The organism is Rhodothermus bifroesti, assembly GCF_017908595.1.
Lineage (GTDB): Bacteria > Bacteroidota > Rhodothermia > Rhodothermales > Rhodothermaceae > Rhodothermus > Rhodothermus bifroesti.
Window position 1 is genome coordinate 389,097 of the sequence record NZ_JAGKTL010000003.1, and the last position, 21,757, is coordinate 410,853.

The 21,757-nt window shown below is 56.9% G+C and carries 21 protein-coding genes, 1 tRNA gene and 1 other RNA gene; 11 read left to right on the plus strand and 12 right to left on the minus strand.

Going from position 1 to position 21,757, the window contains the following annotated elements; all coding sequences use genetic code 11:
- Positions 1 to 13: 13 nt before the first annotated feature.
- From J8E65_RS08625 to J8E65_RS08640, 4 genes are read right to left on the minus strand one after another with little or no spacing between them, the layout of a single operon-like run.
- Complete coding sequence (locus J8E65_RS08625) at positions 14 to 793, minus strand: ABC transporter permease (protein ID WP_237181795.1); 780 nt, start codon at positions 791 to 793, stop codon at positions 14 to 16.
- Between the two features lie 8 nt (positions 794 to 801).
- Positions 802 to 1,791: an ABC transporter ATP-binding protein gene (locus tag J8E65_RS08630; RefSeq protein ID WP_237181796.1), complete on the minus strand. Its 990-nt coding sequence runs from the start codon at positions 1,789 to 1,791 to the stop codon at positions 802 to 804.
- Positions 1,752 to 2,666, minus strand: a complete 915-nt coding sequence (cyoE, locus tag J8E65_RS08635) for a heme o synthase (RefSeq protein WP_210375344.1) — start codon at positions 2,664 to 2,666, stop codon at positions 1,752 to 1,754. The genes J8E65_RS08630 and cyoE overlap by 40 nt, the downstream gene beginning before the upstream one ends.
- 6 nt (positions 2,667 to 2,672) lie before the next feature.
- Complete coding sequence (locus J8E65_RS08640) at positions 2,673 to 3,680, minus strand: COX15/CtaA family protein (protein ID WP_237181797.1); 1,008 nt, start codon at positions 3,678 to 3,680, stop codon at positions 2,673 to 2,675.
- A 168-nt stretch (positions 3,681 to 3,848) separates the two neighbouring features.
- Here J8E65_RS08640 and glmM point away from each other — a divergent pair, with 168 nt between their 5' ends.
- The 3 genes from glmM (at position 3,849) to J8E65_RS08655 (ending at position 9,047) form a co-directional block, all read left to right on the plus strand.
- Complete coding sequence (gene glmM / locus J8E65_RS08645) at positions 3,849 to 5,228, plus strand: phosphoglucosamine mutase (protein ID WP_210375346.1); 1,380 nt, start codon at positions 3,849 to 3,851, stop codon at positions 5,226 to 5,228.
- Between the two features lie 90 nt (positions 5,229 to 5,318).
- Entirely contained in the window at positions 5,319 to 8,105 is a 2,787-nt protein-coding gene (gene acs, locus J8E65_RS08650; RefSeq protein ID WP_210375347.1) for an acetate--CoA ligase alpha subunit, read from the plus strand.
- Between the two features lie 135 nt (positions 8,106 to 8,240).
- The gene (locus J8E65_RS08655) at positions 8,241 to 9,047 is read left to right on the plus strand and encodes a tellurite resistance TerB family protein (protein WP_210375348.1); all 807 of its coding nucleotides are present in this window, start codon (positions 8,241 to 8,243) and stop codon (positions 9,045 to 9,047) included.
- Between the two features lie 7 nt (positions 9,048 to 9,054).
- On the opposite strand, the gene J8E65_RS08660 is transcribed toward J8E65_RS08655, so the two are convergent.
- Positions 9,055 to 9,128 (minus strand) — tRNA-Arg (locus J8E65_RS08660).
- Positions 9,129 to 9,241: 113 nt separating this feature from the next.
- Here J8E65_RS08660 and J8E65_RS08665 point away from each other — a divergent pair.
- From J8E65_RS08665 to rnpB, 4 genes are all read left to right on the plus strand, one after another.
- The gene (locus J8E65_RS08665) at positions 9,242 to 10,537 is read left to right on the plus strand and encodes an MFS transporter (protein ID WP_210375349.1); all 1,296 of its coding nucleotides are present in this window, start codon (positions 9,242 to 9,244) and stop codon (positions 10,535 to 10,537) included.
- 43 nt (positions 10,538 to 10,580) lie between these two features.
- On the plus strand, positions 10,581 to 11,723 hold the full coding sequence (locus tag J8E65_RS08670) for a Nif3-like dinuclear metal center hexameric protein (RefSeq protein WP_210375350.1): 1,143 nt from the start codon (positions 10,581 to 10,583) through the stop codon (positions 11,721 to 11,723).
- Between the two features lie 94 nt (positions 11,724 to 11,817).
- Positions 11,818 to 12,606, plus strand: coding sequence for a zinc ribbon domain-containing protein (locus tag J8E65_RS08675; RefSeq protein WP_210375351.1), 789 nt, complete (start codon positions 11,818 to 11,820; stop codon positions 12,604 to 12,606).
- Positions 12,607 to 12,612: 6 nt separating this feature from the next.
- An RNA gene (rnpB, locus tag J8E65_RS08680) (RNase P RNA component class A) lies at positions 12,613 to 13,059 on the plus strand.
- 64 nt (positions 13,060 to 13,123) lie between these two features.
- On the opposite strand, the gene secG is transcribed toward rnpB, so the two are convergent.
- From secG to J8E65_RS08705, 5 genes are all read right to left on the minus strand, one after another.
- The gene (gene secG, locus J8E65_RS08685) at positions 13,124 to 13,462 is read right to left on the minus strand and encodes a preprotein translocase subunit SecG (RefSeq protein WP_210375352.1); all 339 of its coding nucleotides are present in this window, start codon (positions 13,460 to 13,462) and stop codon (positions 13,124 to 13,126) included.
- A 61-nt stretch (positions 13,463 to 13,523) separates the two neighbouring features.
- Positions 13,524 to 14,111: an NUDIX domain-containing protein gene (locus J8E65_RS08690; protein WP_237181798.1), complete on the minus strand. Its 588-nt coding sequence runs from the start codon at positions 14,109 to 14,111 to the stop codon at positions 13,524 to 13,526.
- A 21-nt stretch (positions 14,112 to 14,132) separates the two neighbouring features.
- A complete protein-coding gene (locus J8E65_RS08695) occupies positions 14,133 to 14,459 on the minus strand; it encodes a heavy metal-binding domain-containing protein (protein ID WP_210375353.1) in 327 nt (108 codons plus the stop codon).
- A complete protein-coding gene (locus tag J8E65_RS08700; RefSeq protein ID WP_210375354.1) occupies positions 14,431 to 15,201 on the minus strand; it encodes an RsmE family RNA methyltransferase in 771 nt (256 codons plus the stop codon). The genes J8E65_RS08695 and J8E65_RS08700 overlap by 29 nt, the downstream gene beginning before the upstream one ends.
- A gap of 3 nt (positions 15,202 to 15,204) precedes the next feature.
- On the minus strand, positions 15,205 to 16,860 hold the full coding sequence (locus tag J8E65_RS08705) for a POTRA domain-containing protein (RefSeq protein WP_237181800.1): 1,656 nt from the start codon (positions 16,858 to 16,860) through the stop codon (positions 15,205 to 15,207).
- 28 nt (positions 16,861 to 16,888) lie between these two features.
- Between J8E65_RS08705 and mutY the strand changes: the two genes are divergently transcribed.
- Together mutY and J8E65_RS08715 are read left to right on the plus strand one after the other, a co-directional pair.
- Entirely contained in the window at positions 16,889 to 18,043 is a 1,155-nt protein-coding gene (gene mutY / locus J8E65_RS08710; RefSeq protein WP_210375356.1) for an A/G-specific adenine glycosylase, read from the plus strand.
- Between the two features lie 61 nt (positions 18,044 to 18,104).
- Positions 18,105 to 18,557: a hypothetical protein gene (locus J8E65_RS08715; RefSeq protein WP_210375357.1), complete on the plus strand. Its 453-nt coding sequence runs from the start codon at positions 18,105 to 18,107 to the stop codon at positions 18,555 to 18,557.
- On the opposite strand, the gene J8E65_RS08720 is transcribed toward J8E65_RS08715, so the two are convergent.
- Both J8E65_RS08720 and J8E65_RS08725 read right to left on the minus strand, forming a co-directional pair.
- A complete protein-coding gene (locus J8E65_RS08720; protein ID WP_210375358.1) occupies positions 18,534 to 19,025 on the minus strand; it encodes a hypothetical protein in 492 nt (163 codons plus the stop codon). The two genes, J8E65_RS08715 and J8E65_RS08720, sit on opposite strands and share 24 nt — an antisense overlap.
- A 32-nt stretch (positions 19,026 to 19,057) precedes the next feature.
- Positions 19,058 to 19,510: a DUF2085 domain-containing protein gene (locus J8E65_RS08725; protein WP_210375359.1), complete on the minus strand. Its 453-nt coding sequence runs from the start codon at positions 19,508 to 19,510 to the stop codon at positions 19,058 to 19,060.
- 210 nt (positions 19,511 to 19,720) lie between these two features.
- On the opposite strand from J8E65_RS08725, the gene groES reads away from it, so the two are divergent.
- The gene (groES, locus tag J8E65_RS08730) at positions 19,721 to 20,020 is read left to right on the plus strand and encodes a co-chaperone GroES (RefSeq protein WP_210375360.1); all 300 of its coding nucleotides are present in this window, start codon (positions 19,721 to 19,723) and stop codon (positions 20,018 to 20,020) included.
- Between the two features lie 81 nt (positions 20,021 to 20,101).
- A complete protein-coding gene (groL, locus tag J8E65_RS08735) occupies positions 20,102 to 21,727 on the plus strand; it encodes a chaperonin GroEL (protein WP_210375361.1) in 1,626 nt (541 codons plus the stop codon).
- Positions 21,728 to 21,757: the final 30 nt, after the last annotated feature.

The window sequence follows — 21,757 nt, forward strand, 5'->3', positions numbered from 1 at the left end:
TAGGGCTTTTTTGTTAAAAGGTGCTGCGGCTTAGGGGACGGCGCACGGTGTGCACAGCGCTGAAGAGTAGGGCAAGCGTCAGCAGACCTGTGATGAACAGGCAGCCTGCGGGCGAACCCACGGCTCCTGCTGCGTCGCTACCAAACAATCCTTGCCGCAAGGCACTGACGATGTAGGTAACAGGATTAAGGCGCATGAGAAGTTGCAAAACCGGTGCCGCTCCTTCAATGGGAAAAACAGCACCAGAGAGGGCCCAAAGTGGCAACAGCACCACATTCATGATCGCATGGTAGCCGCGCGTAGAAACCGAACGCCAGGCCACGACCAAGCCCAGCAGCGCAAAGGCTAGACCCGCCAGTAGGCTAACGGCAAGCACTTGGATGAGGCCAGTAGGTGTGAGCTGTGCGCCATTGACAAAAGGTAGCAAACCGAGCAGCAAGAGAGCTTCAAAAAAAGCCAGTGTAGCACTCCCTAGGCCGTAGCCCAGCACCAGCGCTGTGCGTGCAACCGGCGCAACCAGCAAAGCCTGAAGCAATCCACTACGGCGCTCTTCGATGAGCGCCATGGTCGAAAAGATGGCCGTGAACAGCATGGTCAAGGCCATCATGCCTGGCAGCAAGTAGGCCAGGTAGGAGCCTGGCGTAGCAGGACCAGTTAGTTGAATCGACCTGTGAAACCCCAAACCCAGCAGTAGCCAAAAGACCAACGGCTGGGCCAGAGCGCCTAATAGCCTGGCGCGGTCGCGCACAAACTTCACAAGCTCGCGCCACCAGAGCGCTCGAACGCTCAACATGAAAGTATTCATGGTGCTTCGGCAAACGGCAAGGGGGAGGTCGCCTGCAGTGGATGGCCGGTATAGGCTAAAAACACATCTTCCAGCGTAGGGTGACGGATGGTTGCGCTTTGCAGCCGATCCCCTAAGCTTTCATACAAGCGCGGTAGCAGGGCATGGGCATGGGGTGTAGCAACGCGTACTGAATTGCCAATCACGTGAGCTTCCAACCCAAAGTGGGTTTGGAGCGCTTGGGCTAGTGTTTCGGGCACTGGCGTCTCTAAACAGAGCAATTCGTCCCCTAAGGTGCTGGTTAAAGCTTTCGGTGCACCGAGGGCAACCAGGCGCCCTGCATCGAGCAAGGCGACGGTGTCGCAACGCTCAGCTTCTTCAAGCAAATGGGTGGCCACAATCAAGGTTACCGTTTGACGCAGCAAATGCAGCAGTTGCCAGAACGCGTGTCGGGCCAGCGGGTCCAACCCTGTAGTGGGCTCGTCGAGCAGGAGGAGCTTAGGGCGATGCAGCAGACCGCGCGCCAGGTCTACGCGCCGTTGCTGGCCACCTGAAAGCCGTTTGACCAGGGTGCGTTTTTGGTCGCTAAGGCCTAGTCGTTCGAGCAGCTCCTCAATACGTTGCGTTAGTTCTGGGCCGCGCAGTCCATAGAAAGCCCCGTGCAAGCGCAGATTTTCTTCTACGGTAAGGTCACCGTCCAACGCCGGATGCTGAAAGACAATGCCCAAGCAGCGACGGACGGCGTCGGCTTCGCGTACGGTATCGAACCCGCAGACGCGCAGATGTCCATGGGTAGGGGGAAGCAGCGTGGCCAGAAGTCGCATGAGCGTTGTTTTGCCGCTACCATTAGGACCTAGAAGGCCAAAGCAACTTCCTGTTGGCACTTCAAGCGAAAGATTGTGTAGGGCAACGTGCGAGCCGTAGCGGAAGGTAACGGCGGTCAGCGTAACGGCCGCTTCGCTCATGGTTAGCGTAACAGCCAGTCCAGCACAATGAGCCCGGTCCATACCGGGATGTACACGATCGAGGCCAGCAGTACCCGGCGGGCATCTTGCACGTGACGTGTGCGGTAAAACGCCAGTGCAGGACGCAGGAAGTATAGTCCTAGCAGAAGCGCTCCTGCGAGGTATACTGGTCCTGCTACCCCAGCAAAAAAGGGTCCCATGCCCAGGGGCAGTAGCAGCGCTGTGAATGCAAGTGTCTGAAAGGCCGTAGCGCGTCCATCGGGTTCAACGACGGGTAGCATTTGATAGCGTGCTCGCTCATAGTCCTTGCGATACATCCAGGCAAGCGACAGAAAATGAGGCATTTGCCAGGCGGCCAAAATAGCAAACAACGTCCAGCCGCCCAGCGCTAGGTTGCCTGTTGCCGCCGCCCAGCCGCCTAGTGCAGGTAAGGCCCCCGGGACTGTTCCGATAAGCGTATTGTAAGGGGTGCGTCGCTTCAAGGGGGTGTAAACGTAGAGGTAAAGCAGAACGGTTAGGATGGCTAGGGCAGCCGTGAGCGCATTCGCCACTGGGCATAGCAGCCCAATACCTGCAAATACGAGCAGCATACCTAGGTAACGTGCCGTGGCAGCAGACACGCGTCCTGAAGGCAATGGGCGCTGCGCAGTGCGGCGCATAGCTGCATCATAATCCCGCTCAAGGTAATGATTTAACGTACCCACGCCGGCTGCCGTCAGCGCTGTTCCTAGCAGCGTACCTGCCAAACGCCAGCCATCGAGCGCATCTGGAGTGCCCATCAAGTAGCCCGCGAGCGCCGAAAGCGTCACTTGAAATGTAATTTCGGGTTTGGTCAGCTCCCAGCAGCCTTGGAGCCAGGCTCGACGATGCGCAGGTATCGAGAGTGCGGTCAGCAACGAGCGTGGGGTGGGCAACACGGCGCTTTAGGAGTTAGGTTGGACAGTAGCAAGCTCTGAAGTGTCCGGCACAACAGCTGCGGTGCTTTGCAGGCGACGGAACGCCAGCAGCAGCAGAACCACTGTGCTGCCCATCAGCAGAGCACCAGTAGCGACATGGGCTGTACGCAACACAATTTGCAGCACGCTACGCAGCGCCATAGGTGTTTCGTAGAGGAGCGCCATGTAGGCCGAAAGGCCCAAGGCAAACTGCAGCGCTACGATCCAGAGCATAGCCCAGGCAGCTCGATGAAGCAACGGGTTCGTTTCAAAATGCTTCTGCACGTGGATAAATACAGCCAGCACCAGGCCAGTTACTACAAACGCCCCGGCAATGTGCACTACAGCAAAGCTTAACTCGAGGCCTCTACCAGGGTGCCGCAAAAGTACGCCCAGGATGATCTGGCCGTAAAGGGCCAGTACGGTAAACAGTGCCAGACGACGCAGTTGCACCAGCGGGGGGTTTTCGGGCACAAGCGATCGGGCCTCAAGCCAGGAGGGAGAAGTAAACACCGCTAGGGCAACAATAAGCGAAAAAAAGAGCTGGGCCGTAGCACCGTGCACGGCTGCCAGAGCAAGCGAGTTTTCCGTAACACGCAGGCCACCTAAAATGCCTTGCACAATAACTAAAGCCAAGGCAGCAAAGCCTAACCGATGCATCCAGCGCCGCGGATCGCGCCGCCAGGTCCATAGGGCAACGCCAATGGTCAACAGACCAACCAACGCGCCCAGCAGGCGATGGCCATGTTCGGCCAGAATCGGCGTGCGGTGCCACCAGCGCGCAGCGGGATCTGTTGGATCTTGAAAACCGGTACGGAAAGGATCATACGAGCCAAATGAGGCTGGCCAATCGGGGACGGCCATCCCTGCTCCGATCGTGGTCACAAATCCACCCCATGAGATCAGGGCTAGGGTACAAAAGGCCGTGAACAATAAAAACCACCATCGCGCTCGCGCGCGAAATGCATAAGCCTGAACCGGAATCCCCCAATTCATTGCAAACAATCGTGCATCAGTGGTTGCTATCGGCCAAACGTAGGCTTATAAACGCTGTTCCGTAAAAACGACTTGAAAGTCCAATTTGTCAATGGACTTCCGTTGAAGCCCTCGACTTTTCGGCCGGTTCTGTGCGAAATTACCGCAAAAAGACACGGTAAACGCCTTATGGAATCCTCAAAAACACTGATTGCTTCAACGTCAGGTATTCGTGGAATTTTTGGCGCAGGGCTTGGTCCGGAAGAGCTCATGCGCTATGCGGGCGCTTTTGGTGCCTGGTTGCATCGCCAAGTTAGCGGGCGCCGCCCGCGGGTGGTTGTTGGGCGTGACGGACGCGTAACAGGTTCGATATGTGCCCGTATTGTAACAGCTACGCTTGAGAGCATTGGATGCGATGTGCTGGATGCTGGGCTTGCAACCACGCCGACCGTCGAAGTAGCCGTGCAAGCAGCCTGTGCCGATGGGGGTATTGTCCTTTCAGCTTCCCACAATCCAGCTGAATGGAACGCGCTGAAGCTGCTCAACCGGCAGGGGGAGTTTTTGACTCCTGGAGAAGTCCGTGAAGTACTGGCGCTTGCTGAAGCCAGCGCACTTCCGCTGGTAAGGTATGAAGCCTTAGGAAGCTACGAAGCTCGGGATTTTCTTGACGAGCACCTACAGCGGATTTTGGCGCTCGATTTTATTGATCCTGAGCGCATTGCTCGCAGGCAGTTTCGGGTGTTGGTTGATGGTATCAACTCAGTAGGGGCTATAGCGCTGCCAGCATTGCTGCGGCGTTTGGGAGTCGTTGAAATTCGGCTGGTCAATGGTGAACCCCATGGCCGTTTTGCACATCCACCAGAGCCGTTACCTGAGCATTTGACCGGCACGATCGCTGCGGTAGCGGAAAGCGGCGTCGATTTGGGTTTTGTGGTAGACCCCGACGCCGATCGATTGGCCTTGATTGCCGATGGCGGTGTGTACGTGAGCGAAGAATTGACGCAGGTAATCGCGGCCGACTTTCTGTGGCGCTTTCGGGAAGGGCCCTTTGTGACGAACTTGTCTTCGTCACGGGCTATCGACGAGGTCGCTGCACGCTATGGCATGCCGGTCTACCGCGCAGCTGTGGGGGAAATCAACGTGGTGCAAAAGATGAAAGCCGTTGGGGCTATTTTAGGTGGGGAAGGCAACGGTGGCGTGATCTTGCCCGACGTGCACTACGGCCGTGATGCGCTGGTGGGGGCTGCCATGATTCTGCAACACCTGGCTAACCTGGAGCAGTCGCTTTCCGAGCTGGTGGCAACGCTGCCGCGTTACGCGATGGTCAAGTACAAGCTACCGCTTGACCACTTGGATGCCGAAACGGCGTTAGCGCGCTTGGCCGAGCGTTACGCCCATGCCCGCATTTCCACGATCGATGGCCTAAAGATCGATCTGGACGAAGGGTGGGTACATTTGCGCCGTTCGAATACAGAGCCGATCGTGCGTATCTATGCAGAAGCCCGAACGGCAGCTGAAGCCGAAGCGTTGGCAACCCGCTTTATTGAGGAATTGCAGACGATTGGGTAAGAAAACTGTCAATTCGCCTGTTGGGCGTTAACTTCTGCGTCCAGGGGTGGTAGAACCTGTAGCAAGAAACGCCAACGGTTATAGCGCGCCATGGAAGCCCGGACTACTGTGCATACTGACCCTTCGCACGAGCTTTTTTTGCCTCGTCGCTTGCACTTGGATGCGATTTTTAAACCCCAAAGTGTGGCCGTCATTGGAGCTAGCGAGCGTCCTGGAAGTGTGGGACGCACGCTGCTGTGGAATCTAATTAGTAACCCGTTTGGGGGCACGGTTTATCCGGTTAATCCCAAACGTTCTAATGTGCTAGGCATCCGGGCCTATCCTTCAGTGCGCGATATCCCGGAGCCTGTAGATTTGGCCGTCATTGCTACGCCAGCGCCAACGGTTCCGGGCGTGGTCCAGGAGTGCGTTGAGGCAGGTGTCAAAGGGGCGATCATTATTTCAGCAGGTTTCAAAGAGATTGGTGAGGAAGGACGCCGGCTTGAAGAGCAGATTTTGGCCATTGCGCGTAAGGGAGGCATGCGCATTGTTGGCCCCAACTGCTTAGGCGTTATGCGTCCGGTAACCGGACTAAACGCCACTTTTGCCAGCACCATGGCACGGCCTGGTTCGGTGGGTTTTATTAGCCAGAGTGGGGCGCTGCTAACAGCGATTTTGGACTGGAGTCTGGAGGAGAACGTAGGGTTTAGTGCCTTTGTCTCGATCGGTTCGATGCTCGATGTGGGCTGGGGCGACCTAATCCACTATCTCGGTAATGATCCGTACACCAAGAGCATCATCCTCTACATGGAGTCGATCGGCGATGCCCGGTCGTTTCTTTCGGCAGCACGGGAGGTGGCCTTTCAAAAACCAATTATCGTAATCAAGGCGGGAAGAACCGAAGAGGCGGCCAAGGCAGCCTTATCCCATACCGGTACGTTGGCCGGTAGCGACGAAGTGCTCAGTGCTGCTTTTCGGCGCACAGGGGTGTTGCGGGTAGATTCCATTGCCGACCTGTTTTACATGGCTGAAGTGCTTGCCAAGCAGCCACGCCCTGAAGGTCCTCGGCTTACAATTGTAACCAATGCTGGCGGTGCTGGCGTGCTGGCTACTGACGCCCTGGTGCAGGGTGGTGGGCAACTGGCAGAACTGTCGGAGACTACGTTGCAGGCATTGAATGCCTTTTTGCCGCCACAATGGAGCCGGGGTAATCCGGTAGACATTCTGGGAGATGCGGACCCAGAGCGTTATGCCAAGGCGCTTGAAGTGGCACTGGCTGACGAAAACAGCGATGGTCTGCTGGTGATTCTGACTCCACAGGCGATGACCGAACCCACGCAAACGGCCGAGCACCTTCGGCGTTTTGCCCAAAGTCGCAAGCCCATTCTAGCAAGCTGGATGGGTGGGGTTGAGGTGGCTGCAGGACGGCAAATCCTCAATCGCGCGGGCATACCCACCTTCCCCTATCCCGACACGGCAGTGCGCGTTTTTAACTACATGTGGCGTTACAGTTACAACCTGCGTGGGCTCTACGAGACCCCTTCGCTGCCCGACGACGAAATCGACGGCGGGCCTGATCGAGAACGGGCGCAACGCCTGCTCGAGCAAGTGCGTCAAGAAGGGCGCACGCTGCTTACCGAATATGAGGCAAAGCAGGTATTAGAAGCATACTGTTTGCCGGTTACGCCAACGCGTTTGGCGCGCACAGCCGACGAGGCAGTGGCTGCGGCCGAAGCGCTGGGTTATCCGGTAGTCGTTAAGCTGCATTCGCTGACGATCACGCACAAAACCGACGTAGGCGGCGTTCAGCTCAACTTGGGATCTCCTGAGGCTGTACGGCAGGCTTTTGAAAGCATTCGTGCCAATCTCGCGGCGCGTGGCCAGCTTGAGGCTTTCGACGGTGTAACCGTGCAACCTATGGTACACCTGCGCGACGGCTACGAGCTGATTATTGGCAGCACGATTGATCCGCAGTTTGGCCCAGTCATCTTATTTGGTGCGGGTGGAACGCTGGTGGAGGTCTATCGCGATCGGGCCTTAGCTTTGCCGCCACTGAACACTACGCTAGCACGGCGCATGATGGAGCAAACCAAGGTATACCGAGCCTTGGAAGGCGTGCGGGGACGCCCACCGGTCAACCTGGATCGCTTAGAAAAGCTACTGGTGCGTTTTAGTCAGCTCGTTGTTGAACAGCCTTGGATTCGTGAGATTGACATTAACCCATTTTTGGCTGCCCCCGAGCAACTGATTGCGCTTGATGCCCGCATCGTGCTGCATCCTTTACACTTGCGGGAAGAAGAGCTGCCGCGGCCAGCTATTCGCCCCTATCCACGCCAGTACATGGGCACCTGGCGGCTTAAGGATGGCTCAGCGGTATTGATCCGGCCGATCCGTCCAGAGGATGAACCGCTTTTGGTTGCGTTTCATCATAAGCTTTCGGAGCGCAGTGTTTACCTGCGCTATGCAAGCCTGCTTAAGCTGAGCCAGCGCGTAGCCCACGAGCGGTTGGCCCGGCTGTGCTTTATCGACTATGACCGAGAAATGGCATTGGTGGCTGAGCGGCGTAGCCCAGAAACCGGTCGGCCCGAAATCCTTGCTGTTGCACGCTTGACCAAGGTTTACGGCACCAACGATGGCGAGTTTGCCTTGCTGGTGCGCGACGATGTGCAGGGTAAGGGCTTAGGTACAGAACTGCTGCGGCGATTGCTTCAAATTGGAGAGGCCGAGGGTTTGGAGCGCATCGTAGCCGACATCTTGGTACAAAACCATGCTATGCAGCACGTTTGCCGGAAGCTGGGCTTTCAAGTGCTGCACAGCAGTGACCCGGCTGACCCGATGGTAAAAGCGGTCAAAACCCTTCAGGTGTCAGCCGAGCGTGAATCCCTTGCAAAAGCGTAACAAATAGCCCTTGCTGCAGCGCACCTTATTTTCCGAAATTTGTTAAACAAGCTGTCGGTTGGCCGATATCAACCCTCATGCACCTGAGGGTAGAGATAGAACCTACAGAAGGCTTTCATTACTGCCCAATCTGCCATGTCGGTAACACTTTGCGTGGCCAGCCGGCTGCATGAACTGGCGTTGCTGTACTTGACAGCTGCCTATCGGTCTGGATGGTCTTTCAGTAACGGGCGTTTGGAAGCAGTGATCGAGCAACTGCAAGCGCGCTGCCCTACGTTGCCGCTGGATCAGCTGCGAACGATCGTGCTGGAGGCGCTCGACGTGGTGCTTGCTCATGAAGATGCTGAGGTCGTTTTACAGACTGCACTGAACGAGATCGAGCCACATCTGTCACCGGCGCAGCGGCAGGCGGTGTTGCACGACCTATTGCGCATTGCCCAGGCCGATGGGATCGTTATGGAAAGCGAGCGCCAGTTTCTTGAAACATTGGCCCAACGGTGGGGACAGGAGCTTCCCTGGGAACACGTCTCCCTGCTGAAGTTCGGTCATACCGATATCCCGGAAGTCTTGATTCATTTGGCTTTGCTGTACTTAGTCCTGGCACACGGCATCGATCATGAGCTAACGCGCCAGGAGCGGCATATCATCTGGCGCAAGTTGCACGCTTGGTGCCCTGAGCTGAATGAGCAGCAACTGTCTGCCGTGCTGCAAGAGGCAACCAGTCGCTATGCCGAAGGGGTAGGCCATGCCGAACTACGCGCCGCAGCAGAAGCGGTTAAACTGGCCCTCACGCCCGAGCAGCGGCTGACAGCTTTCCACGACCTGGTACAAATTGCCAACGCGGACGGTACCTTTCTTGACGTTGAGGAAGACTTGCTCAATGAACTGGTCGAACTCTGGGAGCTAACGCCCTCTATTGGAGCCGCCGCACCTGCTTCCTGAACCATAGTGCCCACGGCAGGACTCGAACCTGCGACCAACGGCTTAGGAAGCCGCTGCTCTATCCAACTGAGCTACGTGGGCAGAGGCGCTCTGGCGTGCAACGCACGTCCAAGGTGCAAGCTCCCTGGGATTTTGAGGAACTACGCGTAAGCGTTCTTTGCGTTTTATGTTTCACGCAGCGGCCTGTGATCAGCATGCAAACGTACCCGCGACGTACTCTTTGGGCATGGGCTTTGTATGATTTTGCCAATTCGGCGTTTACAACCCTCGTTGTCACGTTTGTCTACGCCACGTATTTCACGCAGGCCATTGCCGCTGATAGCGTAACAGGAACGACGCTCTGGTCGCGTGCGGTAACGGTGAGCGGGATTCTGGTGGCTTTGCTTTCTCCATTCCTCGGGGCGTTAGCCGATCAGGGGCACTATCGCAAGCGATTTTTGGCGGCTGCAACGGGTGTTTGCGTGCTCACGACGGCTGCGCTGTTTTTTCCACGTCCTGGTCAGGTTCTTGAAGCACTGATCTTGTTCACGATCGCTAACGTTGCCTTTGAGCTGGGCAATGTGTTTTACAATGCATTTTTACCAGACATTGCGCCGCACGGACGCATCGGACGCATTTCGGGTTACGGCTGGGCTTTAGGGTACGTAGGCGGCCTGCTCTGCTTAGCGGTAGCGTTGGTTGGACTGGTGATGCCTGAGGCACCGCTTGGGGGATTTTCCAAGACAGATGGCGAAAACGTGCGGGCGACCAACCTCTTGGTCGCCGTCTGGTATGCTCTTTTTAGTGTACCACTGCTGCTCTGGGTGCCCGAACATCGGCCTAAGCATCGCGTGCAGCTCCCGATCTTACTACGCCAGGCCGCGCGGCAGCTTGGGGAGACCTTTCATGAAGTGCGCCGCTACCGGCAGGTAGCGCGCTTGCTGCTGGCCCATTTGCTTTATAACGATGGGCTGCTGACCCTTTTTGCTTTTGGGGGCATCTACGCGGCGGGTACATTTGGCTTTCAAACCGATGAAATCATTGTCTTTGGTATTGTGCTGAATGTGGCAGCCGGGTTGGGTGCGTGGCTGTTTGGGTTTATTGATGACTACTTAGGCGGCAAGCGTGCGCTGATGCTGAGTTTAGGAGGTTTGCTCGGTGCTACGCTGCTGGCCGTATTGGCAACCGATCGATTGCTTTTTTGGGTGGCTGCCCTGATCATTGGTCTTTGCGTTGGGCCCAACCAGTCTGCCAGCCGCTCGCTTTTGGGACGTTTTACACCCCTGGGCAAACGCAATGAGTTCTACGGATTTTTTGCCTTTTCGGGAAAGGCTACAGCATTTCTGGGGCCATTGCTGCTAGGGTTGTTTACGGACTGGTCGGGTAGCCAGCGTGTGGGCGTTAGTTCGGTACTTTTGTTCTTTGGGCTAGGCCTTTGGTTGCTGTTGCGTATTGACGAGGCTGAGGGTGTGCGGCAGGCCCAGGAGCAGCAGAGGGAACCTGAGCTGTAGTGTTGGAAAACAAATCGGCGTTGTTGAACCTGTTGTAAGAAATATGGCGCTGCAGAGCTCCTATCCTACACTGCAACAGATTGCTGATGCCTTAGAGGCTTGGGCGCCACCGGCAACAGCGCAGTCCTACGATAACGTGGGCCTCCAGGTAGGGCATCCAGATCGCGTGGTTCAGCGGGCGCTGATTGCGCTGGATCTTACGCCAGCCGTAGTTGAGGAAGCGCAGGCCCTCGGGGCCGAGCTTATTTTGACGCATCACCCACTGCTGTTTCGTCCGTTGCGTCGGCTAACGCCCGACGGTTTGGTCTCGGCGCTGGCGCTTCGGCTAGCCGAAGCCGGCATTGCACTCTACAGTCTGCATACGAATGTAGATGCAGCTCCTGGGGGCGTCTCGTTTGCCTTGGCTGAGCACTTGGGGTTGCAGGAGATTCGCTTTTTGGAAAAGCTGCCGCAGGCACTCTACAAGCTGGTGACGTTTGTGCCAGCTTCGCATGTGGAACCGGTGCGCGAGGCGTTGGCTGAAGCTGGCGCAGGCCGCATCGGCAATTACGAGGCCTGTGCTTTTGCCAGTAAAGGGATCGGCTATTTTCGTCCGGGGGATATGGCGCGACCGTTTATTGGTAAGCCAGGGCAGCTGGAATCGGCCGAAGAGGTTCGTCTGGAGGTTGAGGTAGCGCGCTGGGATCTGCCCAAGGTGCTTAAGGCCATGCGGGCAGCGCATCCCTATGAAGAAGTAGCCTACGACGTGTATCCAGTTGAGCAGCCCTACACACGGGCGGGTTGGGGAGCGATTGGGAAGCTTGATCCGCCGCAATCGCTGGAGGCGTTTTTGCGGCACGTGGCTACGCGGCTTGGGGTCCGGAGTCTAAGGTATGTTGGAGATCTTGGGGCACGTATCGCAACCGTGGCGGTCTGTGGTGGAGCTGGAGGGGATTTGATCGCTAAAGCCTTAGCAGCTGGAGCTGATGCGTACGTAACGGCCGACCTAACGTACCATCGCTTTTTTGAGGTGTTGGGAGCGGAAGGCAAGCCTCGCATGGCGTTGATCGATGCTGGACATTACGAAACGGAAGTGCTCTTTGAAACGCGACTTCAAAGCTGGCTGCAAGAGCGTTTCCCATCGGTTGCATGGCATCGCACCCGGCTGCGCACAGCTCCTGTAGCTACATTTGTAGCGGAGCGCTAAATCTAGGTTTTGCATAAAACACACTAAACTTTCGCTATGACCATGCGTTTTCTACGACTGGTATTGTTCTCGCTATCAAGCTTTAAGAATGCCTATGCCCACCACAATGCAGGAAACAGCTTCCATAGCTGAGCAATTACGGGCGCTCGTTCGTTTACAGCTTATCGACACGCGCATTGACCAACTCGAAAAACTGCGTGGGGATTTGCCAGAGGAAATTCAGGACTTAGAGGATGAAAAAGCAGGCCTGCAGACGCGCCTAGAAAAGTACAAACGGGAAGCTAAAGAGCACGAGGTCGAACGGCGGCGGGCGCGTTTGGATATTGAAGAAGCCGAAACGCTTATTAAGCGCTACGAAGAGCAGCAGCTCCACGTGCGTAACAACCGGGAGTATGATGCGCTGACCAAAGAGATTGAAGCGCAGCGTCAGCGCATCGAAGTCGCAAAGGCCCGTTTAGAGGAGCTAGAGCGGCTGGAGCAAGAGCGTGTGGTGACGCAAAAAGAAGCAGAGGAGCGGTTGCAAGAGCTAGAGGCGCTGCTCGCCGCTAAGCGTGCTGAGCTGCAGGCTGTTTTGGAGGATACCAAGCAAGAAATGGAAGAGCTGTTGGCCAAGCGCGCCGAAGCCGAGCAGGCGGTTGACCCGCGCTATCTGCGGGCGTATAAGCGGCTGCGTATGCGTTTTCGGGATGGACGTGCGGTGGTGCCCCTTGAGCGAGGTGCAGCTGCAGGCTATACCGTGCCTCCACAGCAACAGGTAGAAATTCGGCAGCGTAAGCGGATTATTGCCTGTGAGCAAACAGGCCGCATTATTGTCGACAGCGAGCTGTTTCATGAAGTGAGCCAGGAGCTTGGTTTCGCGAACGAAGGTAACGGGATAGCGTAGAAACCTTGCGCTGGCCGGACCATCGCGCCGTCCGCCTGCAGCGCGACGGTGAGGAAAGTCCGAACACCACAGGGCACCCCGCCTCCTAACCGGAGGGCGTCCTTTGGGCAACCAAAGGGCGACGGCAAGTGCCACAGAGAGTAGACCGGCCGATGGTCTCGCTGTGCGGCGAGACGCAGGCAAAGGGTGAAAGGGTGGGGTAAGAGCCCACCAGCGTCGCTGGTAACAGCGGCGGCTAGGTAAACCCCGGGGGGTGCAAGGCCAAGCAGCGCCGCACCGCCCTTAGCGCGGATAAGGTGGCCCGCTGAAAGGCGTCCACTTAGGACGCGGCGGCGCGGGTAGGCCGCTTGAGGCTGCCGGTGACGGCAGTCCCAGATAAATGATGGTCTCCCCGAGCGATGTGGCGGCCGTTGCTCGGGTAGACAGAATTCGGCTTACAGGCCAGCGCATGCCGCCATGTTTAAACACGAAGGGCTGCTCTGCAGAGCAGCCCTTTACCGTTTTTGTGCAAAACGCTCTAGTTAGCGTCATCTGCAGGCGCTGGTGTCGTTGCCGGAGGCGTGGCCGGTGGTACAGGTTGCGTTTGCTCTTGCTGTGCCCGTTGCTGAATAATGCTTTCGCGCCGCGCACCCGTATCAATTGTAAAGTTGGTCAGAATGCACAGCACAATAAAAATCGCGGCTAGCGTCCAAGTGGTCTTCTCCAAAATATCAGGAGCCTGCCGCGCGCCCAAGATTTGCTGCGCTCCACCGGCGGCAATGCCTGCTAAGCCCCCTCCCCGACCGCTTTGCAGCAGTACAACCAGCACTAGCAGTATTGCCAGTAGCGTAATCAGAATAATCAAAAACGTAAACATTTTTCGACCTTAGCATTTTGCATGCCTTGCTTAAAAGCAAGATACATCAACATAACCTTACTTATCCAGCATCCTTTCGGGTTTTTTGCTGAAGAAAGGCATCTGCCAAGAGCAAAGCCGCGGTAGATTTCATATCGGGAATTTTGCCACAGCGCGCCATAGCCACAGCCTCGGCCAGCGGAAGACGGACCACTTCTAACCATTCCCCATCCGCCAACTGCTGGCGACCAGGTTCTAGGTCCTGGGCTAAAAAGCAGTGAATGACTTCGTTGCTGTAGCCGATGCAGGGATACAATGAACCCAGATGAACCAGGCTACGGGCGCACCAACCGGTCTCCTCCTCTAACTCGCGGAGCGCAACGGCTTGTGGATCTTCCCCAGGTCGATCTAGCTTACCTGCGGGCACCTCTAGAAAAAACTGCCGGGGTGGATAGCGAAATTGCCGGACCATCACGGTTGTTCCGTCTTCAAAAAGCGGAACGACCGCGGAAGCCCCTGGATGGTTGATCCATTCACGCACCGAGTGTTGGCCATTGGGCAAGCGTACCTCGTCTTGATAGACCTTAAGCAGGCGGCCGTCAAATACCTGCTGGGAATGGAGCGTTTCTTCGCGAACGGCGGCCATGTCGAAGGTGTGTTGTGTTGGCATGGTTTTTTATCAGGGTACGTCTTAGGTTACGGTAACTGCTGTGCCGCTGACGCTGACCATGAGCATGTTGCCTCCGCCACCTACGCTAAGGGTCTCATAGTCGATGTCGATACCCACAATCGCGTTGGCTCCCAACTGACGAGCCTGGGCTTCCATTTCTGCGAAGGCAACTTCTCGGGCTTTACGCAGCTCTTTCTCGTAGGCTGCCGAGCGGCCACCCACAATATCCCGGATGCCAGCAAAAAAATCCCGAAAAATGTTGGCGCCCAGGATGGCCTCTCCGGTAACAATACCGTGGTAGTGCGTAATTCGGCGCCCTTCAAGGATTGGTGTAGTGCTTTTGAGCATGGTAGGAACGGGTTGGTGAACGTTGTGCTTCCCAGTATAGGCTAAAAGCGCTGGCTGCCACCAGCGCAGCAGTTTCTGCACGTAGACGACGTGGACCCAGGGAGACAAGCTGGAATCCTGCCGCAAGGGCTTGGCGGACTTCTGACCCGCTGAAGCCACCTTCGGGGCCAATCAGTACCAGGGCATTGGGCATACGTTGCCCGCAAAGCAGCTGCCCCAGGGGCAACGAAGCGGCGTCAGGTTGCTCGTGACACAGCAGACGCAAGGCAGCTGGCTTGCGGATTGCTTCGGTGAAGGTCTGCGGTGGTAATACGCGAGGCAGGCGGCTACGGCCGCATTGCTTGAGGGCAGCTACCAAAATGCGTTGAGCACGCTCCAGGCGAAACTGGACGCGTTCGGTACGCTCTGTTTGGAGGGGTAGGATGCACTGCACGCCCAGCTCTACGGCTTTTTCAAGAAAGGTTTCAAAGCGGGCGCTTTGCTTAAGCAAGGCCAAGCCGACAGTCAGGTGATAAGGCGGCTCGCCATGGTCGCGGCGCGTTTCGAGCACGCGAGCGCCGACGGTCTGACGATCGACTTGCTCTAGCCGCAGTCGATACCAGCCCCCTTCACCGTCGACAGCCACTACCTCGTCCCCTGGGCGATGGCGCAAGACACGTACGGCATGATGCGCCTCATCCGGTGGGAGCACGACCCATCCGTCACGGAACATTTCCGGGGGTATGTAAAAGGTGGTGGTCATTGCTTAGAGTCCCAGCGCAAGTTGCAAGTGCAGTCGTCCGTCAAGCCATGATTCCTTAGGGTTTAGGGCGTAGCTTAGGTTAAGCAAACCGGCCCGCGTTTGCCACTGCACGCCTAGGCCGTAGCCGGGATACCAAGCTGTTTGGGCCGTTTCGAGCGTGCCAGGTGGCGTAGCCACATATCCCAGATCCAAAAACGCAAAAGCATAGCTAGGAAAATGCAGCAACCAGTGCACTTCAAACAATAGGCGGGCTGTTCGATGGCCGGCAAACTGCTCTTCGTCGTAGCCGCGTAGCGAACGCGCTCCCCCCAGCCGGTACAAATCCGAAGCCTCGTACAGGTCTGCTTGGAGCACGTGCAGATCGCCTCCACCGACAAAGAGCAGCCGCGATGCTAGTGGCTGATAAAACCGCACTGAGGCTTCTAGTCGGTGTTGCTGAAGGCGTTGGTGGCTGCGGAGCGTGTCGCCAGTAGGCGTACGCACGCGCCTAGTAAGCAGCTTGGTTCCCCGCTCGGCTTGGAAGTTTAGGAGCAGGCCTTGAGCAACCGTTACGCTAGGATCGAAAGGCTGCAAGGAGATACCCATGCCGGCTAAATGGGCCGTGCTGTGGCCAATAGGTGCTTGCCCTGAAAGAAGCTGTACCCCAGCTATCCCGGGCTGCGTAGCTTCCCGGCGCCAGAAACCGATGAGTTCAAGGCCCGAGGACATGTGATAGCCCAGGGTAAGGCGATAATGCTGTTGGTTATACGTAGAGTCCTGTTGGCGGCCGGCAAAAGCCACGCGGAGTTCAAGCGGCCATCCCAAGAAAAAAGGGTCACCAGCCTCGAGACGAAAGCGGCTGACGCTACCGGGCAGGCGCATGAGTTGCACCTCGAGCCGACGGCCCGCTCCTTGCACGTGCTGGAGTTTGAGATGGCCGCTGCCTATGAGACTTCTGGCCTCCGGCACGTACCCCAGCAGCAAGTCAAACGTGCCAAGTGCAGCTTCTTCAAGCGGCACGACAAGCACAGCAGTTGTGTCGCTGCTTAGGTAGAGCTCGGGGAGCTCCACACGCCGAAATAGTCCGGTAGCCTCGAGGCGCCTTACCATGCGTTCCGGGTGAAAGGGGCGCAGCCACATCCCTTTTCGGAGCCCAAGCACACGGGCCACAAAGTCTGGTTGCGTGCGCTTTGCTCCACGAAGTAGAATGTGGTCTAGATATAGCCGTGGACCTGGTTCAATCTGTAACACAAGGATCAGCCGGTCGGGCTTACGCTGATGCAGATCCAAACGGGCAATGCGCACGCGCATGAGCGGATAGCCGGCCTCGGCATAATGGCGAGCCAGTTGCTCCAGGCCGGCCTTAAGGCGTTCTGTAGTTAGCACCTGGCCTGGATGGACTGGAAAGGTGCGGTAAAGCATTTGGGGGGAAAGCGGGCCCGTATTTTCAAAAATAACTGTGTCGAGCGTGATGCGTGGGCCAGGTTCGATCCAGAAGCTGTCGGACGCCTGGTGCAGGCGGGCCAAATAAAAACCTTCCTCTTGGAGCTGGGCCAAACGCCTGCTTAACTGATGGATAAGGCTATCAGATGGGGGAGAGATAAATGGGGCAGTTTGCGCATAAAGCCGGCCAAGCTGCAGCCAAAGGCTGAACCCAATGGCTAGCCAAACGTATAGCAAGCGCCTGTTTTGCTTGCACGAACGATCCATGGCCAAAGCTCAAGCCTCGCCTTCGCCTACAGCTTCTGATCGGTTACTTGACCGTCTGACGCCAGCGCATCGGCAGACGTTTCGCCAGCTCGTTGCTTGGTATAAGGCCAGAGCGCGTGACCTGCCTTGGCGTCGCACGCGCAATCCCTACTACATCTGGGTAGCCGAAGTTATGCTGCAGCAGACGCGGGTCGATCAGGTGCTGCCCTACTACCGGCGTTTTGTGCAGGCCTTTCCTACCCTTGAAGCTTTAGCTGCAGTGCCGCTCGACGAGGTGCTGCGCTGCTGGGAAGGCTTAGGCTACTACGCTCGTGCGCGCAACTTGCATCGGGCTGCGCAAGTCCTCGTCGCCCATCATCAGGGTAAACTGCCTCAAACCTACGAAGCACTGCGCCGCCTGCCGGGTATTGGCCCCTACACAGCAGCTGCTGTAGCTTCGATTGCCTTTGGTGAGCCGCGGGCAGTGCTCGACGGTAATGTCGTCCGTGTGTTGACGCGCGTGCTGGCCGTTGCGCACAATGCCCGCGCGGAAACCACCCGCCTACAGCTGCAAGAAGTAGCTGATGCGTTGGTGGCAACCGAGGACCCCGGTACCTTCAATCAGGCGCTCATGGAGTTGGGGGCTACAGTTTGCCTACCCAAGCGACCGGATTGCCCGGCTTGTCCGCTGCGTTCCTGTTGCCAAGCCTTTGCCTTGGGTATGCCTACTGCCTTTCCGGTACAGCCCCCGCGTATGCCTGTGCCGCACTATGAGGTAGCGATCGGACTTTTGCAAAACGCCCAAGGTCAATTGCTGATCCAGCGTCGTAAAGAAGACGGACTTTTGGGGGGGCTCTGGGAGTTCCCAGGTGGAAAGCGCCAGCAAGACGAACCGCTCCAAGAGACTTGCCGACGTGAGCTCTATGAGGAGCTGGGGGTGCAGGTAGAAATCACAGGTCCACTGGCTACTGTGCGCCATGCCTATACGCACTTCCGGGTGACGCTACATGCCTTCTGGTGTCGCTTGCTTGAAGGAACCCCTGTCTCACGAGAAGGGCTGCAGCTACGCTGGGTGACGATAGAAGAGCTGGATCAGTACGCCTTTCCGCGTGCCAACCGAAAACTTATTGCTCTGCTCAAACAGCAACGGATGCAACCTGATCTGTTTGAGTGAAACCGTGCAACAAAGTCTCCTGATTTTCGGTAAGCCAGCAAAACAAAGATGAAGTCGTGCTATGGGTTTTCTGGAGCTTTTACTTTTTTTGTTTGTCCTCTATTGGCTTTTGGGCGGTCGGCGTACCCGGCCTACCATACCAAAGCCTCTCCCCCAGCGCACGCGCGATGCCGAGCTTGAGGAAGCGCTGCGAACGATTCGGGATGTTTTGCGGTCAGAACCTACTGCACCGGCTCCGCAACCCCAGCCGTCGACCTACACAAACCAAGCTTCAGCATTTCGAAATTTAGAACAAACAGGCCCGGAGTGGCGTGCGCCGGTAGCAGCCGCGCCTGCAGCAGCACTTAAGCCGGAGCGACCAGCAGCACCCGCTACGCCTTCCTTATGGGTACAACGCTTAGCACAGCCGAAGGCCTTACAAGAGGCCTATGTAATGGCTGAATTGCTAAGCGCACCGCGGGCACGTCGGCCCTGGCGCCCCCGTATGGGCTTAGAGCACGTCCGGTTCGGATGAGGGCGTTTCGGAAGCGCCTTTTTTGAAAGTGGCGGCTCCCAAGATGCCTCCGAAAAGCCCCAAAATGCCCCCAATGAGGATCCCTAAGACGATGCCCCAGAAGCCCGAAAGCACTTGAGCAACGCGAAGAGCTATCTCTGCTTGTTGAGGAGACATCTGGTCAAGCTGGCCACTGGCTTCCAGCGTAGCGATTGGGTCGGCAAAAAATCCCCAATGGATTAAAAGTAGGGTTAGCAAACCTGAGATCAAGGCAGCCACTGCTCCGCTTAACAGACCCAGCAAGGCACCTTGCCCACCAGGAAGGGTAAGCTGATGCGTATTGGTGTAGTGCCACACGGTTAGGAGTCCTGCACCAGCATACCCTAGACATGCTAGGCACCCACCTAAAAACGGAATCTTAGCAATCAATGTGCTTGCAACGCCTACGATGGCGCCACCAAGCAAAACCGAGAGGAGCTTGTCCCGCATAAGACATAACCAGGCTTGTGACAGAAAGTTACTCAGCGGAAGATGCGAGAAAGCGGCGTTAGCCGTGTGGCCATAAGAAGCCCCGCGATCCCTCCTAGCCATAGTCCAGTGAACAGACGGCTCAGCGGTGTGCTGGACTGGAGGGAGAAGGCTTCAAGGCTCCAGTCCAGCCCAGCGGGGATCAAGGCCACCAGAAGAAGCCAGCGAGGCTCTTGGGCTGCAGTGCGCAGTCGTGCATGCACCAAAGGAAACAGCATAATCCCTAGGAAAAGCCCGGCGTAGATGCCATAGCAGCGGTGGCAGACGGCCAGTTGCACACCCTCGATCCACAGCGAGCGATCGGGAAGTTGGTGGCATACAGGCGCAAACAGCGCCATCAGCCCTGCGCGCAAAGGTGGCGCAACGAAGGGCGGCAGGGTGGCCAGCACGAGCAGCAGGCCTGTAAGCAGACAGACCAAAAGCCAAAGCCGGTTAAAACGCCGCATCCTACGCACCGTTAGGTTTGGCATAAAGCTAAGCAAGCTGGCAGGTGGATGCCAGAGAGTTTAAAAATTTCTTCATGCCTTGTAGGAACCCCTCACGATGGGCTCGGGTTGAAGTGTTAGCACTCTCAACTGGAGAGTGCTAACACTTCTTAGACGTTTTTTCACATTCCCGTGCAAGCGATCCAATAAAACCTAAACGGAGGAGCGGGTATGACGAAGATTAAACCACTCGGCGATCGCGTGGTGATCAAGCCGGAACCACCGGAAGAGCGTACAGAGAGCGGTCTGTACATTCCGGACACGGCCAAGGAAAAGCCGCAGCGAGGTACAGTGATTGCCGTTGGTCCAGGGCGTGTAGAGAATGGGACGAAGATTGAAATGACCGTTAAGGAAGGGGACAAGGTGCTCTATGGCAAGTATGCCGGCACCGAAATCTCGATCGACGGCGAAGAGTACCTCATTATGCGGGAGACGGACATTTTGGGCATTATTGAGGAGTCGAAGAAGTAAGCGCTGCGGTAAAGGTGGCGCTTTTTTCGTGACGTGTTGTCCGGAAAACCGGTGAGCTGAAACCAACCAGGAGGGAATCCTATGGCTGCGAAGCAGATTACGTTTAATGCGGATGCGCGCATGGCGCTCAAGCGCGGCGTCGACAAACTGGCCGATGCCGTAAAGGTTACGCTGGGTCCGAAGGGGCGCAACGTGATCATTGAGAAGAAGTTTGGTGCGCCGACCGTTACGAAAGATGGGGTAACGGTGGCTAAGGAGATTGAGTTGGAAGATAAACTTGAAAACGTCGGTGCCCAGATGGTCAAAGAGGTCGCCTCGAAGACAAGCGACGTGGCCGGTGATGGTACGACGACGGCGACCGTCTTGGCACAGGCGATCTTGACGGCGGGGTTGAAGAGCGTTACGGCTGGGTCTAACCCAATGGACCTCAAGCGGGGTATTGACAAAGCTGTCGAAGTGGTTGTGGCTGAGCTGCGCAAGATGAGCCAAGAGGTGCAGGACAAGAACCGCATTGCGCAGGTAGCCACGATCTCAGCTAATGGCGACAAAGCGATCGGGCAGTTGATTGCCGATGCGTTTGAAAAAGTCGGCAAGGATGGCGTGATCACGGTCGAAGAGGCCAAAGGCACCGAGACGACGCTTGAGGTCGTCGAAGGGATGCAGTTCGACCGGGGTTACCTGTCGCCTTACTTTGTGACCAACCCCGACACGATGGAGGCCGTCCTGGAGGACGCCTACATTCTGATCCATGACAAGAAGATCTCGGCAATGAAGGACTTGCTGCCGATTCTGGAGAAGGTGGTCCAGACGGGCAAGCCGCTGCTCATCATTGCCGAGGATGTGGAAGGTGAAGCGCTGGCTACGCTGGTTGTCAACAAGCTGCGTGGCGTGCTCAAGGTGGCGGCCGTTAAGGCGCCAGGCTTTGGCGATCGGCGCAAAGCCATGCTGGAAGACATTGCCATCCTGACGGGTGGTACGGTGGTCTCGGAAGAGAAAGGCTATCGCCTGGAGAACGCCACGCTCGACTATCTGGGCCAAGCGGAGCGGATCATTGTGGATAAGGACAACACGACGATCGTCGGTGGCAAGGGAGATCCGGCTCAGATTAAAGCGCGGGCCAACCAGATCCGCCAGCAAATCGAAGAGACCACAAGTGATTACGACCGCGAAAAGCTGCAGGAGCGCTTGGCGAAGCTCTCCGGTGGCGTAGCGGTGTTGAAGATCGGCGCAGCCACGGAGCCCGAAATGAAGGAGAAGAAGGCGCGCGTAGAGGATGCGCTGCATGCGACCCGCGCGGCTGTTGAAGAGGGCATCGTGCCTGGTGGTGGTGTAGCCTATATCCGGGCTATTCCGGCGCTCGACAAGGTTGAGGTTGAAAACGAAGACCAGAAGATCGGTGTACAGATTGTGCAGCGAGCGCTGGAAGAGCCCCTGCGGCAGATTGCCGAAAATGCGGGCTGGGAAGGCTCGATCGTCGTCCAGCGCGTCAAAGACGGCAAGGACGATTTTGGCTTCAATGCCCAGACCGAAGAGTTCGGCAACCTGCTGGAGCAGGGCGTGATCGACCCAACCAAGGTGGCGCGTACGGCGCTGGAAAACGCTGCCTCGGTAGCTGGGTTGCTACTGACCACAGAGGCTGTCGTGGCTGAAAAGCCGGAAAAGGAAAAAGCACCAGCTACGCCTAGTGCGGGAGACATGGACTTCTAAGCCGGTCTTAACATTGCAAGCGGGGCTGCT

Excerpts from the sequence above, each read along its gene's own strand:
- groES (WP_210375360.1), top strand. The coding sequence starts at position 19,721 with ATGACGAAGATTAAACCACTCGGCGATCGCGTGGTGATCAAGCCGGAA.
- J8E65_RS08670 (WP_210375350.1), top strand. The coding sequence starts at position 10,581 with ATGGCGCTGCAGAGCTCCTATCCTACACTGCAACAGATTGCTGATGCC.
- J8E65_RS08695 (WP_210375353.1), bottom strand. The coding sequence starts at position 14,459 with ATGCTCAAAAGCACTACACCAATCCTTGAAGGGCGCCGAATTACGCAC.
- J8E65_RS08675 (WP_210375351.1), top strand. The coding sequence starts at position 11,818 with ATGCCCACCACAATGCAGGAAACAGCTTCCATAGCTGAGCAATTACGG.
- J8E65_RS08700 (WP_210375354.1), bottom strand. The coding sequence starts at position 15,201 with ATGACCACCACCTTTTACATACCCCCGGAAATGTTCCGTGACGGATGG.
- acs (WP_210375347.1), top strand. The coding sequence starts at position 5,319 with ATGGAAGCCCGGACTACTGTGCATACTGACCCTTCGCACGAGCTTTTT.
- J8E65_RS08715 (WP_210375357.1), top strand. The coding sequence starts at position 18,105 with ATGGGTTTTCTGGAGCTTTTACTTTTTTTGTTTGTCCTCTATTGGCTT.
- J8E65_RS08625 (WP_237181795.1), bottom strand. The coding sequence starts at position 793 with ATGTTGAGCGTTCGAGCGCTCTGGTGGCGCGAGCTTGTGAAGTTTGTG.
- secG (WP_210375352.1), bottom strand. The coding sequence starts at position 13,462 with ATGTTTACGTTTTTGATTATTCTGATTACGCTACTGGCAATACTGCTA.
- J8E65_RS08665 (WP_210375349.1), top strand. The coding sequence starts at position 9,242 with ATGCAAACGTACCCGCGACGTACTCTTTGGGCATGGGCTTTGTATGAT.
- J8E65_RS08630 (WP_237181796.1), bottom strand. The coding sequence starts at position 1,791 with ATGGACCGGGCTCATTGTGCTGGACTGGCTGTTACGCTAACCATGAGC.
- J8E65_RS08720 (WP_210375358.1), bottom strand. The coding sequence starts at position 19,025 with ATGCGGGACAAGCTCCTCTCGGTTTTGCTTGGTGGCGCCATCGTAGGC.
- mutY (WP_210375356.1), top strand. The coding sequence starts at position 16,889 with ATGGCCAAAGCTCAAGCCTCGCCTTCGCCTACAGCTTCTGATCGGTTA.
- J8E65_RS08655 (WP_210375348.1), top strand. The coding sequence starts at position 8,241 with ATGTCGGTAACACTTTGCGTGGCCAGCCGGCTGCATGAACTGGCGTTG.
- groL (WP_210375361.1), top strand. The coding sequence starts at position 20,102 with ATGGCTGCGAAGCAGATTACGTTTAATGCGGATGCGCGCATGGCGCTC.
- J8E65_RS08640 (WP_237181797.1), bottom strand. The coding sequence starts at position 3,680 with ATGAATTGGGGGATTCCGGTTCAGGCTTATGCATTTCGCGCGCGAGCG.
- glmM (WP_210375346.1), top strand. The coding sequence starts at position 3,849 with ATGGAATCCTCAAAAACACTGATTGCTTCAACGTCAGGTATTCGTGGA.
- J8E65_RS08725 (WP_210375359.1), bottom strand. The coding sequence starts at position 19,510 with ATGCGGCGTTTTAACCGGCTTTGGCTTTTGGTCTGTCTGCTTACAGGC.
- J8E65_RS08690 (WP_237181798.1), bottom strand. The coding sequence starts at position 14,111 with ATGCCAACACAACACACCTTCGACATGGCCGCCGTTCGCGAAGAAACG.